At 72.0% G+C, this 13246-nt stretch carries 11 protein-coding genes and 1 pseudogene; 8 read left to right on the forward strand and 4 right to left on the reverse strand.

What is annotated here, in order from left to right:
• Window positions 1-3 precede the first annotated feature (3 nt).
• Window positions 4-1164: an L-rhamnose isomerase gene (gene rhaI, locus OG956_RS03430; protein WP_330336427.1), complete on the forward strand. Its 1161-nt coding sequence runs from the start codon at window positions 4-6 to the stop codon at window positions 1162-1164.
• A 461-nt stretch (window positions 1165-1625) separates the two neighbouring features.
• Here the strand turns inward: rhaI and OG956_RS03435 are convergent, their stop codons facing one another.
• Entirely contained in the window at window positions 1626-1946 is a 321-nt protein-coding gene (locus OG956_RS03435; protein ID WP_330342725.1) for a hypothetical protein, read from the reverse strand.
• Between the two features lie 156 nt (window positions 1947-2102).
• On the opposite strand from OG956_RS03435, the gene OG956_RS03440 reads away from it, so the two are divergent.
• On the forward strand, window positions 2103-2651 hold the full coding sequence (locus OG956_RS03440) for a GNAT family N-acetyltransferase (RefSeq protein WP_330336428.1): 549 nt from the start codon (window positions 2103-2105) through the stop codon (window positions 2649-2651).
• Between the two features lie 26 nt (window positions 2652-2677).
• Here the strand turns inward: OG956_RS03440 and OG956_RS03445 are convergent, their stop codons facing one another.
• Window positions 2678-3748, reverse strand: a complete 1071-nt coding sequence (locus OG956_RS03445; protein WP_330336429.1) for an Lrp/AsnC family transcriptional regulator — start codon at window positions 3746-3748, stop codon at window positions 2678-2680.
• A 192-nt stretch (window positions 3749-3940) separates the two neighbouring features.
• Here OG956_RS03445 and OG956_RS03450 point away from each other — a divergent pair, with 192 nt between their 5' ends.
• Window positions 3941-4657 carry an SDR family oxidoreductase gene (locus OG956_RS03450; RefSeq protein ID WP_330336430.1) on the forward strand — a complete coding sequence of 239 codons (717 nt, stop codon included), beginning with the start codon at window positions 3941-3943 and terminating at the stop codon, window positions 4655-4657.
• 253 nt (window positions 4658-4910) lie between these two features.
• Here the strand turns inward: OG956_RS03450 and OG956_RS03455 are convergent, their stop codons facing one another.
• Entirely contained in the window at window positions 4911-5648 is a 738-nt protein-coding gene (locus tag OG956_RS03455) for a VOC family protein (RefSeq protein WP_330336431.1), read from the reverse strand.
• A gap of 547 nt (window positions 5649-6195) precedes the next feature.
• Complete coding sequence (locus OG956_RS03460) at window positions 6196-7059, reverse strand: LysR family transcriptional regulator (RefSeq protein ID WP_330336432.1); 864 nt, start codon at window positions 7057-7059, stop codon at window positions 6196-6198.
• 72 nt (window positions 7060-7131) lie between these two features.
• Here OG956_RS03460 and rhaD point away from each other — a divergent pair.
• The 5 genes and pseudogenes from rhaD to OG956_RS03485 form a co-directional block, all read left to right on the forward strand.
• A pseudogene (gene rhaD, locus OG956_RS03465) lies at window positions 7132-8508 on the forward strand (bifunctional rhamnulose-1-phosphate aldolase/short-chain dehydrogenase); the annotation flags it as partial.
• Window positions 8509-8516: 8 nt separating this feature from the next.
• Window positions 8517-9953: a rhamnulokinase gene (locus OG956_RS03470; RefSeq protein ID WP_330342726.1), complete on the forward strand. Its 1437-nt coding sequence runs from the start codon at window positions 8517-8519 to the stop codon at window positions 9951-9953.
• Window positions 9954-10026: 73 nt separating this feature from the next.
• On the forward strand, window positions 10027-10782 hold the full coding sequence (locus OG956_RS03475) for a (Fe-S)-binding protein (protein WP_330336433.1): 756 nt from the start codon (window positions 10027-10029) through the stop codon (window positions 10780-10782).
• Window positions 10779-12257, forward strand: a complete 1479-nt coding sequence (locus OG956_RS03480; protein ID WP_330336434.1) for a LutB/LldF family L-lactate oxidation iron-sulfur protein — start codon at window positions 10779-10781, stop codon at window positions 12255-12257. Before OG956_RS03475 ends, OG956_RS03480 begins: the two co-directional genes overlap by 4 nt.
• Window positions 12254-12895, forward strand: a complete 642-nt coding sequence (locus tag OG956_RS03485) for a LutC/YkgG family protein (protein WP_330336435.1) — start codon at window positions 12254-12256, stop codon at window positions 12893-12895. Before OG956_RS03480 ends, OG956_RS03485 begins: the two co-directional genes overlap by 4 nt.
• Window positions 12896-13246: the final 351 nt, after the last annotated feature.

The following is a 13246-nucleotide window of genomic DNA, read 5'->3' on the forward strand; positions in this document are numbered from 1 at the left end:
GCAGTGACCGACCTCGTCGCGGTGAAGGCCGCGCTCAAGACCCAGGCCGTCGAGACGCCGTCGTGGGCGTACGGGAACTCGGGCACCCGGTTCAAGGTGTTCGCCCAGCCCGGCGTACCGCGCGATCCGTGGGAGAAACTGCAGGACGCGGCGAAGGTCCACGAGTTCACCGGCGTGGCCCCGACCGTCGCCCTGCACATCCCGTGGGACAAGGTCGACGACTACGCCGCCCTGGCCGAGTACGCCGAGGAGCACGGGCTCAGGCTGGGCGCGATCAACTCCAACACCTTCCAGGACGACGACTACCGGCTCGGCAGCGTCTGCCACGCGGATCCGGCGGTCCGGCGCAAGGCCGTCGACCATCTGCTGGAGTGCGTCGACATCATGGACGCCACGGGCTCCAGGGATCTGAAGCTGTGGTTCGCCGACGGCACGAACTATCCGGGCCAGGACGACATCCGGGAGCGGCAGGACCGGCTCGCCGAGGCGCTGGCGGAGGTGTACGAGCGGCTCGGGGACGGGCAGCGGATGCTGCTGGAGTACAAGTTCTTCGAGCCCGCCTTCTACGCCACCGACGTCCCGGACTGGGGTACGGCCTACGCGCACTGTCTCAAGCTGGGCGACAAGGCCCAGGTGGTCGTGGACACCGGGCACCACGCGCCCGGCACCAACATCGAGTTCATCGTCGCCACCCTGCTGCGGGAGGGAAAGCTCGGCGGGTTCGACTTCAACTCCCGCTTCTACGCCGACGACGACCTCATGGTCGGCGCCGCCGACCCCTTCCAGCTCTTCCGCATCATGTACGAGGTCGTCCGGGGCGGCGGGCTCACCTCCGAGGTCGCCTTCATGCTCGACCAGTGCCACAACATCGAGGCGAAGATCCCGGCGATCATCCGCTCGGTCATGAACGTCCAGGAGGCCACGGCCAAGGCACTCCTCGTCGACCGCGAGGCGCTGGCAGCCGCCCAGCACGAGGGCGACGTGCTCGGCGCGAACGCGGTGCTGATGGACGCGTACAACACGGACGTACGGCCGCTGCTGGCCGAGGTCCGCGAGGAACTGGGCCTGGACCCCGACCCGGTAGTCGCCTACCGCCGCTCCGGCTGGGCCGAGAGGATCACCAAGGAACGGGTCGGGGGACAGCAGGCGGGGTGGGGGGCTTGAGGGGGCTGCGGGGCGGGCTGGCCGGGGCTGCGGCGCGGTGGGGGCTGGGGGGCTGGGGCAGAGTCCAGGCGGGGCGGGCTGATGGGGCGTGCCGTGCGGGCTGGAGTCTGGTCGGACTGCGGCAAGCTGAGGCTAGTCCTGCTCTGGGCAGGCCGGGCCTGATCGGGACTCGGCGGACTGAGACCCTGGGCTTGCGGGGTGAGGACTGGTCCCGTTCCGGCCAGGCCAGGCCTGATCGGGGCTGCAGCCGGCTGAAGACTGGTCGGGCTGCGGCGAGCCGAGGGGCCGGTCGGGCTGCGGGCTGAGCGGCTTCCTGGCAGGCCAGGCCTGATCGGGGCTGCGGCGAGCCGAGGGATCGGCGGGCTGCGGGCTGGGCGGGGCTGAGACCGACCTGGATCTTCGGCAGCCCCTGGCTTTTCAGCCTCTCCCGCGTCCCTTCGGGCGCGATGTGACGCCGTTTCCTATGCGGGGCCGGGATCGTCGAGGAAGCGGAGCAGCACGGAGGCCTCCGCGCGGAGTCGTGCGGCTCGGTCAGCGTGTGCGGGCGCAGTCAACCGCGCTGCAACCTCCAGTCGCTCGGCGGCCTCGGCGCGCACGACCTCCGCCACACTCCGCTCGCTCAGTTCACGTCGCGCTGCTTCGGTGACGCCGACACCGACCGGCGCCTGCTCAAGGGCCCCGCCGCGGAGCTCGGTTTCGTCCACGAGCACCGTCTCGGCGTTGTCCAGCGCAGCAAGCGTTGCGCGCAGGGCGCTCACCGCCGCCTTGTCACGGGCGCGCATCGCTTCCGGCAGTGCCTGACGCATACGGAGACGTAGAGACATGCCGGTGACCTTATGGCGGCGCACCGGGGCCCACAACGCGATATACGCGCCCGCGTGTCCTGCCGGCTCCACAACGGCATGCGAGCCACCCGGCGGGGCCCCTACCCTCCGGACATGGATCTCCGCGAAGAACTTCCGAGCGACAGACAGGCCGTGCGGGACGTTCACCTGCGGGCGTTCGGTGACCATGGTCTCGTCGTGGCCGATCTGGTCGGCACCCTGCGGGACACCGTCACGCCCGAGGACGGTCTCTCGCTGGTCGCCGAGCACGACAGGCAGGTCGTCGGCCACGTCATGTTCACCCGCAGTCTGCTCGACGCCCCTCGGCGGCTGGTCGACGTCCAGGTCCTCAGCCCACTGGCCGTGCTGCCCGAGTTCCAGGCACGCGGTATCGGCTCGGCCCTGGTCCGACACGGACTGGGCATCCTCGCCGAGCGCGTTGTCCCCCTCGTCTTCGTGGAGGGCGATCCGGGCTATTACTCGCGTTTCGGCTTCGCGCCCGGTGACGGCCTGGGCTTCCGGAAGCCGTCCCTGCGTATCCCTGACGGCGCCTTCCAGGCCATCCGGCTGCCGAGATACGAGCCGTGGATGACGGGGACGCTGGTCTACGCAGAGCCGTTCTGGCGGCATGACGCAGTCGGCCTCCGTGATCCCGACGCGTAGGTGCGCGAGCGCCGGTACCTCTGCTGTCACCGCTGTCGACTGTTGTCACTGCACTCGATGCCCCTCGCGGCCGCCTGAGCCGGTGGCCCGACGAGGCGATCGCCGGACACCAGCGTGCCGGCTTGCTTGACATGCCGTAGGACAGGCGAGACTTCCATGCTCTGCAGGCCGGGCAGGCGCCCGATGCGATCCGACGTGAAGGCGAAGAGTTCGTCGAAGTCCCGGCAGTGGGCGACGGCATGGATGTTGAACGGGCCGGAGATGGCCGCGACGAAGGCGATCTCGGGTTCTCCTGCCAGCGAGCGTCCGACGTTCTTCACCTCTGACGGGTGTACGCGCAGCCACAGGTTGGCCCGCGCGTGATAGCCCAAGGCTGCCGGGGCGATCTCGACGTCGATGTGGACGACGCGTTGAAGGAGCAGGGTGTGGAGGCGGCGGGACACGCGGCCTGGTGTGGAGCCCGCCGCCGTGGCGAGGCCGACGAGGCTGGCCCGGCCGTCCGCAGCGAGCGCGTCGAGGATCTTCTCGTCCTCGCCGGTGAGGTGTACGGGGTCGTCGGTGACGACCGGAGACTCCGTGAACGGGGGGCCGTCGCTCCCGAGCATGGTTTCCTGCCGCGGGGACAGCGCGCCGTGCAGCGCGGCCCAGTAGTGTCCGCGGCCTCCCATGAACTGGCGGAGCATCGCGAAGGCGTTGATGTCGAGCACCGCCGCGGTGCGCGGGAGCCGTCGGCCGAGGAGTTCCTCCCGCTGCGCTTCGTCCCGTGACTGCGTCGCGCACGTGACTTCCGAGCCGGCCGCGACCAGGGCCACCCAGTTGACATCGTCCCGCTTGGCGAGTGCGCCCGCGATCGCCGCGACGCTGCCGGGCCGGCAGCGCAGCCGTACCAGCCATCTGCTCTGCCCCAGCGCTCCCGGGTTGACGACACCGATGACGCGGATGACGCCGTCGGCGTGCAGGCGCCGGTACCGGCGCCTGACAGTGCTTTCGGTGAGGTCGAGCGCGGCTGCCATCGAGGCGAAGGAGGCTCTCGGGGCGACCTGCAGTGCGCGAATGATGCGCACATCGTCGGGCTGGATCGCGACGGATCCACGCATGGGCGTACCTGCCACAGCCGGAATCCTACGTATCCGGGTGCCTTCATCGCACCCGCGGCAGCACGCCGATGACACTTGATGCGTACCGATGAAGAGCCACTGCAGTGCCGTGCTCCGGTGCCGCCCCGAGGCGGTCCCGGTCCAGGACGCACCCGATGAGCTCGCTACTTCCACGCAGGGAGACGACGCCGTATGTCATCGAATGCGACTGAGCAGCACACGCCGACCGCCCTCATCGTCGGGGCCTCGCGCGGCCTCGGCCAGGCGATGGCGGCCGAGTTCCTCGCCCGAGGCTGGCGTGTCATCGGCACGGTCCGCGGCACCGCTGCGCGAACGCCCCTGCACGATCTCGCCGACCGGGCCGAGGGCCGCGTCACCGTCGAGCATCTCGACATCAACGAGCCCGACCACCTCGCGCCCCTGCACGAGCGCCTTGCGGACCGACGGCTGGACCTGCTCTTCGTCAACGCCGGTACCACGAACAACGAACAGACCCCCATCGGCCAGGTGGCGACGGACGACTTCGTCGAGGTGATGGTCACCAACGCCCTCAGCCCCATGCGCGTCATCGAGGCGCTCGAGGACCTGGTGTCCCCCACCGGCCTCATCGGAGCGATGTCGTCCGGACAGGGCAGCATCACGAACAACACGACCGCGGGCCGCGAGGTCTACCGGGGTAGCAAAGCGGCCTTGAACATGTTCATGCGCAGCTTCGCCGTCCGGCAGGCCGGGACACAGCGCGGCTTCGCCCTCCTGGCACCGGGCTGGATCCGCACCGCGCTCGGCGGGCCGGACGCGCCGTACACCGTCGAGGAGAGCGTCCCCCTCCTCGTGGACGTCCTGCTGTCCCGACTCGGTACGCCCGGCCTCGCCTACCTGGACCGCTGGGGCCGGACGGTGCCCTGGTGAACCGAACCGTTCCTGGAAACCGGGCAGGAGACTGCGCAGGAGTTTCCGCCTGCCCAGCCCAACGCCCGGAACGTTCCCGGGCCTTCTGGTCCCCGGGTTCCTGCCGCGTTCAGCGCCGGCGGATGGTGTCCCCGGTCGGGGTACGCGCGGCCGGTTTTCCTCGTTCCTTCGATCTGCGGGCCGGTCGGAGGGGCGGCCTGGACGGTCCGATCCCCCCGCACCATGCGACACCGGCCGGGGCCGCGGCCCGAGGTCAGCGCGGAGTGAGAAGGCAGAACTCGTTGCCCTCCGGGTCGGCCAGAACCGTCCACGAGATCGCGGACTGGTCGATGCCGGGGTCGGTGGCTCCCAAGGCGCGCAGTCGGGCCGCCTCCGCGGCCAGGTCGTCACCGGGGTAGGGGCAGACGTCGAGGTGGACGCGGTTCCACACGCTCTTGGTGTCGGGGGTACGGACGAACTCCAGGTAGGGGCCGACGCCTTTGGCGGAGCGCATGGTCGCGTGGTCGTCGGTGACCTCGTGCAGCGTCCAGTCCATCGCCTGGCCCCAGAACCGGGCCATCCCCCGTGGGTCGGTGCAGTCGACCACCACCGCGGCGACCGGGCCGGTGTCCTGGTGGATCGGGCGGGGCTCCAGGACGCAGAACTCGTTGCCCTCCGGGTCGGCCATGACCGTCCAGGGGACATCGCCCTGACCCACGTCGGCGAGCGTCGCGCCGAGATCCCTCAGGCGCGCGACCAACTCCGCCTGATGGGCGGTCGAGGTGGTGGCCAGATCGAGGTGCACCCGGTTCTTGACCGTCTTGGGTTCCGGGCGGGCGACGATGTCGATGCAGACGGCCACGGGGTCGGGGTAGGCGAAGCCCACGGGTTCGAGGTTGGTCACGCCGGGTCCCTCGCTGTCGACACCCCAGCCGAGGGCCTCCGCCCAGAACCGGCCGAGCGCGGCGTCGTCGTGGGCCTTCATGTTGATCTGCACGAGTCTTGTCGCCATGCCGCAGATCCTAGAAGTACCCACCGGTCCGGGCCGCCGTGATCAGACTTGTGCTCGACGCGGTACCCGGTCATGGTCGCCCTCGTCGAGACTGTGCGAGTCCTTGTGGACGAGGCGGGGCCCGACCACGCGCCGCCTGCACCGGACCGGCCGGGCACGGCGTCCGAACTCAACCGGACGCTCGCAGCGTTTACGGATTCGGCGTGAGAACCCTCCCGCCCGAAGCCACGGAAACCGAGGCGGGAGAGCTGCTGCACCAGCGCGGCCGGAGGACGGCATCTGTCGCTGGCATGGTGAACGCCCGGCCGCGCTCTGTGCTGGTGGCGGCGACACCCGCGCAATCCCACCGGAGAACCTCGGGCGTTCGCTTTGCCCGGCCGGCGCATCGGTACCGACCCGGACACGGCATGCCCCTCAGCCTCGTGGAGCTACGGGGCAACTCCCAGGGCAGCGCGGGGCGTTGCGCGCTCCGAGCCGGCGGAACGCCCGTTCGGTCCCGTCATCGCTTCGGCCGCTGCGGTGCCGGCGGACCTGAGCGCCGTGTCTGTCATGCCGCCGCCCCGGCTGCCGGAGCCACTGCGAGGGCCGCGCGGACCAGTGCCGCCGTGGCGGTCGAGCGGGACTGCTGGGGCCAGGCGATGGACAGGGCGGCCGGGGGCGCGTCCGGAATCCGGCGGTAGACGACGCCCGGGCGGGGGTAGCGGGTGGTGACCGATTCGGGGAGGAGCGTGACCACCTCGCCGAGTTCGACGAGGGCGAGCAGCTGGGACAGGTCGGCGATGGCGTATCGGGCCACGACCGTGTCCAGGTAGGCGGGCAGTCCGTCGGCGTGGCCCGGTTCGACGCCGGGCAGGGCGAGGTCGGCGAGGGTGAGGTGGGCGCGGGCGGCGAGGGGGTGGGTGGCCGGGAGGGCCGCGAGGCGGGGCTCCACGGCCAGCCGCTCGGCGTCCAGGCCCCGGCGGTCGAAGGGCTCGTACACCAGGGCCGCGTCGGCCTCGCCCGCGCGCAGCAGCCGTGTCTGCTCGCGCCAGCCGGAGAGGCGTACGGTGACGGGCCGGGCCCCCGGCTCGGCGGCATAGCGGGTCAGGAGGGGTTCCAGCAGGCCCGCGTCTCCGTCGGCCTTGACGGCCAGGACGAGCCTGGGCTCCGGTCCCGCCGCCCGCTGGGCCCGTCGGCAGGCGGCGTGCAGGGCGTCGAGGGCGGCGCGGGCCTCCTCCAGCAGGACGGTGCCGGACGGGGTGAGGGTGACGTTGTGGGTGCTGCGCTCGAAGAGGGTGATGCCCAGGTCGGCCTCGAGTTTGCGGATGGCGCGGGACAGGGGCGGGACGGAGATGCCCAGCCGTTCCGCGGCCCGGGTGAAGTTGAGCTCCTCCGCGACGGCGACGAAGTAGCGCAGTGGCCGGGACTCCATGACCTGGCACCTCCGTTCGGTGTGTCCCCGAGGGTAACAAGCCGGCTCCGGTCCGCCCTTCCGTGCCGCCTTCCGACATGTGAGGGCTACGAGGCCCTTGCCGAGGCCGAGCGGCGGGAGCGCGCCGCGGCCCTCGCACCGTACGTGCGGGCCCTGGCATCCCAGGACAAGGCACAGGTCGGGCACTTCACCGGCACCGACGTCGTCCTGGACTTCCTGGCCCGCGCCGAGCACCCGCGGCTCGCCGCGCTGGGCACGTCCTGCCCGGACCACTTCCTGCGCACGAAGGTACGGCCGCTGGTGCTCGACCTGCCGCCGGCCGCTCCGCTGGAGCAGGCCGTGGCCCGGCTGAAGGAGCTGCACGCCGCCTACCGCGAGGAGTACGCCGCCTACTACGAGCGGCACGCGACCCCGGACTCCCCCGCCATGCGCGGCGCCGACCCGGCGATCGTCCTGGTCCCGGGCGTGGGCATGTTCAGCTTCGGCAAGGACGAGCACACGGCACGCGTGGCCGGCGAGTTCTACGTCAACGCCGTCAACGTCATGCGCGGTGCGGAAGCGGTGTCGGCGTACGCGCCGATCGAGGAGTCGGAGAAGTTCCGCATCGAGTACTGGGCGCTGGAGGAGGCCAAGCTGCAGCGGATGCCGAAGCCGACGCCGCTGGCGACCCGGGTGGCTCTGGTCACCGGGGCCGGCAGCGGGATCGGCAGGGCGATCGCGCGCCGGCTGGCCGCCGAGGGCGCCTGTGTGGTGGTCGCGGACCTCGACGGCGAGAAGGCCTGTGAGGTCGCCGAGGAGCTGGGCGGCCCGGACAAGGCGGTCGCGGTGACCGTCGACGTCACCTCCGAGGAGCAGATCGCACAGGCCTTCAAGGCGGCCGTGCTCGCCTTCGGCGGCGTCGACCTCGTGGTCAACAACGCGGGCATCTCCCTCTCCAAGCCGCTGCTGGAGACGTCGGCACGCGACTGGGACCTGCAGCACGACATCATGGCCCGCGGCTCCTTCCTGGTCTCACGGGAGGCGGCGCGGGTGATGATCGCCCAGGGGCTGGGCGGTGACATCGTGTACATCGCCTCCAAGAACGCCGTCTTCGCCGGGCCCGACAACATCGCCTACTCCGCGGCCAAGGCCGACCAGGCCCACCAGGTGCGGCTGCTGGCGGCGGAGTTGGGTGAGCACGGCATCCGGGTCAACGGGGTCAACCCCGACGGTGTGGTGCGCGGCTCGGGGATCTTCGCGGGCGGCTGGGGCGCGCAGCGGGCGGCGGTGTACGGGGTGCCGGAGGAGAAGCTGGGCGAGTTCTACGCCCAGCGGACGATCCTGAAGCGGGAGGTGCTTCCCGAGCACGTGGCCAACGCGGTGTTCGCCCTGACGGGCGGCGAACTGACCCACACCACCGGGCTGCACGTCCCGGTCGACGCCGGCGTCGCGGCCGCCTTCCTGCGGTGAGCGGGCCCGTGCGGTCGTACGCCGCGGTCGATCTCGGCGCCTCCAGCGGGCGGGTGATGGTCGGCCGGGTGGGCCCGGACTCGCTGGAGCTGAGCGAGGCGCACCGGTTCCCCAACCGGCCGGTGCGGCTCGCGGAGGGACTGCGCTGGGACGTCCTCGCGCTGTACGGCGGTGTACTGGACGGGCTGCGGGCGGCGGGCCGGGTGGACTCCGTCGGCATCGACAGCTGGGCGGTGGACTACGGCCTGCTGGACGCCGACGGGGCTCTGCTGGGCAATCCGGTGCACTACCGCGACGCCCGCACCGAGGGGATCGCGGAGAAGGTCTGGGCGAGCGTGCCGGCCGAGGAGCTGTACGCGGCCACCGGGCTGCAGTACGCGCCGTTCAACACCCTGTACCAGCTGGTGGCCGCCCGCTCCACCGCCCAGTTCGCCCAGGCCAGGCGGCTGTTGCTCGTCCCGGACCTGATCTCGTACTGGCTCACCGGCGAGCAGGGCACCGAGCTGACCAACGCCTCCACCACCCAGCTGATCGATCCCCGGACGCGGACGTGGTCGTACGACGTCGCCGGCCGGCTCGGCATCGACCTGGGGCTGTTCGCGCCGCTGCGGCAGCCCGGCGACCCGGCGGGCGTGCTGCGGCCTCAGGTGCTGGAGGAGACCGGGCCGGCCGGTCCCGTGCCGGTGACGGCGGTGGGTTCGCACGACACCGCTTCGGCGGTGGCGGCCGTCCCGGCCACCGGTGAGCGCTTCGCCTACATCTGCACCGGCACCTGGTCGCTGGCGGGTCTGGAGCTGACCGCTCCGGTGCTCACCGAGGAGAGCCGGGCCGCGAACTTCACCAACGAGCTGGGGCTCGACGGCACGGTCCGGTATCTGCGCAACATCATGGGGCTGTGGCTGCTCCAGGAGTGCCAACGGGCTTGGGAAGAGCCGGACTTGGCGGCTCTGCTGCGCGAGGCCGGCGGGGTGCCGGCGCTGCGCTCGGTGGTGGACGCCGGCGACGAGGCCTTCCTGGCGCCGGGGCGGATGCCGGAGCGGATCGCGGAGGCGTGCCGGGCGTCGGGGCAGCCGGTCCCGCTGACGCGGGCGGAGGTCACCCGGTGCATCCTGGACTCGCTCGCCCTCGCCCACCGGCGGGCCGTCGAGGACGCACAGCGGCTCGCCGACCATCCGGTGGACGTGGTGTACGTCGTCGGCGGCGGCACCCGCAACGCGCTGCTGTGCCAGCTGACCGCCGACGCCTGCGGGCTGCCCGTGGTCGCCGGCGCCACGGAGGCGGCGGCGCTGGGCAACGTCCTGGTCCAGGCCCGCGCCCACGGGCTTGCCGGCGACCTGACCGCGATGCGCGGGCTGCTCGCCCGCACGCAGCCGCTGACCCGGTACACGCCTCGCGGCGAGGCGGCGCGCTGGCGGGAGGCCGAGGCACGGCTCGCCGCGCGGTGAGTGGCGCCTCTCCCTTCGGCGGTGTCCGCCGACTACCCTGCACTCGTCCGATGACCGATTCCAAGGAGCCGTGATGCGTGTCGCCCTGTTCCTGACCTGTGTCAACGACACGCTCTATCCGGACACCGGCCGTGCCGTGGTGAAACTGCTGACCAGACTGGGTGTCGACGTCGACTTCCCGATGGGCCAGAGCTGCTGCGGGCAGGCGCACTACAACACGGGTTACCGGCACGAGGCCGAGCCGCTGGCCCGGCACTTCTCCGATGTCTTCGGCGGCTACGAGGCGATCGTGACCCCGTCCGGGTCGTGCGGGGCGATGGTGCGGGAGCTGTATCCGCGGATGGGCGAGCGGGCGCGCGCGGAGGGGCGCGGGGACTCGCTGGCGCGAACGCTGGCGCCGGTGGTGCCGAAGACGTACGAGCTGACGGAGTTCCTGGTGGACGTGCTCGGCGTGACGGACGTCGGGGCCTACTACCCGCACACGGTCACCTATCATCCGACCTGTCACGGGCTGCGCTCGCTCGGCCTGGGCGACCGGCCCCGGCGGCTGCTGCGGGCGGTGAAGGACCTGGAGCTGGTGGAACTGCCGGGAGCCGAGGAGTGCTGCGGTTTCGGCGGCACCTTCGCGGTGAAGAACGCGGAGGTGTCGGCGGCGATGGGCGTGGACAAGGTGCGCAACGCCGTCTCGACGGGCGCGGAGGTGCTGTGCGCGGCCGACAACTCGTGTCTGATGCACATCGGGGGCACCATGAGCCGGCTGAAGGCGGGCATGCGGCCGGTGCACATCGCGGAGATCCTGGCGAGCACGGAGGAGGAACCGGCGGCATGAGCGGAACGTTCGTCGGCATGCCGGCCTTCCCCAAGGCCGCGCACGACGCCGTCCACAACCCCACCCTGCGCGGCAATCTGCGGCACGCGACGCACACCATACGCGCCAAGCGGGCCCGCGCGGTCGCCGAGCTGGACGACTGGGCGGCGCTGCGCGAGGCGGGCCGCCGGATCAAGGACCACACGCTGCGCCATCTCGACCGGTATCTGGAGCAGTTGGAGGAGTCGGTCACGGCGGCGGGCGGTACGGTCCACTGGGCGGCGGACGCCGAGGAGGCCAACCGGATCGTGGCCGGCCTGGTGAAGGCGACCGGCGAGTCGGAGGTCGTCAAGGTCAAGTCGATGGCCACGCAGGAGATCGGGCTGAACGAAGCCCTCGAGGCGGAGGGCATCCGCGCCTACGAGACCGATCTCGCCGAGCTGATCGTGCAGTTGGGCAAGGACCGGCCCTCGCACATCCTGGTGCCGGCCATCCACCGGAACCGGAGGGAGATCCGGGACATCTTCCGCTCGGAGATGGGCGAGTGGGGCCGCCCGGCTCCCGAGGGCCTGACCGACGCGCCGGCCGAACTCGCCGAGGCCGCGCGGCTGCACCTGCGGGAGAAGTTCCTGCGTGCGAAGGTCGGGATCTCCGGCGCCAACTTCATGGTCGCCGAGACCGGCACCCTGGTCGTCGTCGAGTCCGAGGGCAACGGCCGGATGTGCCTGACCCTGCCGGAGACGCTGATCTCGGTCGTCGGCATCGAGAAGGTGGTGCCGGCCTGGCGGGACCTGGAGGTGTTCCTGCAGACCCTGCCCCGCTCCTCCACCGCCGAGCGCATGAACCCGTACACGAGCATGTGGACCGGCACCAGGGACGAGGACGGCCCCCGCGCCTTCCACCTCGTCCTGCTCGACAACGGCCGCACCGACACCCTCGCCGACACCGTCGGCCGCCAGGCGCTGCGCTGCATCCGCTGCTCGGCCTGCCTGAACGTCTGCCCGGTGTACGAGCGGGCGGGCGGCCACGCCTACGGCTCGGTGTACCCGGGTCCGATCGGGGCGATCCTCAGCCCGCAACTGCGGGGCACGGCAAGCGAGATCGACGCCTCCCTGCCGTACGCGTCGAGTCTGTGCGGTGCCTGCTACGAGGTGTGCCCGGTCGCCATCGACATCCCCGAGGTGCTGGTGCATCTGCGGGAGCGGGTCGTGCAGGGCGGTCCGGCGGTGCGGCAGGGCAACAAGGTCGTGCTGAAGCCCGCCAAGGGGCACGCGGCCGAGCGGGCGGCCATGCGCGCGGCGCGCTGGGCCTTCACGCACCCCACGGCCCTGCGCACCGGCCAGCGGCTCGCCTCCCGCACCCGCCGGCTGCATCCCCGTACGCTGCCGGGCCCGGGACGGGCGTGGACCGGCGCCCGGGACCTGCCGGCCGTGCCGGCGGAGCCCTTCCGGGACTGGTGGCAGCGCACGCGCGGCGGGAAGGACGGCGTCAGGTGAGCAGCAGGGACAGGATCCTCGGCCGGGTGCGGCGGGCGCTCGCCGACGTGCCCGCGGACGAGCGGCCGTACGAGGAGGCCGTCGCCCGGGAGTATCTGCGCGAGCACGGGACGCGGACGACCGGACAGACGGTGGAGTTGCTGGCCGCGAACCTGGCGGACTACCGGGCGATCGTGCACCGCAGCGACGCCGGATCGGTCGCGGACCTCGTCCGGAGGCTGCTGGCCGACCGCGGCGCGCGGCAGGTGCTGGTGCCGCCCGGGCTGCCGGGACAGTGGCTGGCCGCCGCGGACGTGGCGCGGATCGAGGACCGTCCGGACAGCACACCGCAGGAACTGGACCGGGTGGACAGCGTGGTGACCGGCTGCGCGATGGCGATCGCGGAGACCGGCACGATCGTCCTGGACGGCTCCCCCGACCAGGGCCGGCGCCGCATCTCACTCGTCCCGGACCACCACATCTGCGTCGTCCGCGTCCCGGACCAGGTGGTCTCCTCGGTTCCGCAGGCCCTCGAACGCCTCGATCCCGCCCGCCCGTCGACCTGGATCTCCGGCCCGTCGGCCACCAGCGACATCGAACTGGACCGGGTGGAGGGCGTGCACGGCCCGCGCACCCTGGAGGTGATCCTGCTCGGCTGACCGAGCGCTCCGTATGCAGCTGTGTCACCGAGCAGGCCCGGAAGGCCCGGTCCATCCCGGCGCGGCGCAGGGCGTGCCCCCGCCTCGGTCCGCACACCGGTCGGCTGCCGCCCCGTGGTGGACCGCCTCTTCCCCGCCGGAGGAGATCGTGGCGGCCACCGGCGCCTGCGGTCGGACGAGCGGTCCGGAAGACCATGGTGGCCTTCGGGCGGTGACGCGCGGGCCCTGCCGTCAACCGAGAAGGCCGAACATCACTCCGATGCTCCATCCAAGTCACCCGATCAGGCGATGCCGGCGGGCCCGTACCCGCCGATTCGTCGAGCCTCTGACTCGTAGGCCCTCGGCCCCGGA

This window comes from Streptomyces sp. NBC_00557 (assembly GCF_036345995.1).
GTDB lineage: Bacteria > Actinomycetota > Actinomycetes > Streptomycetales > Streptomycetaceae > Streptomyces.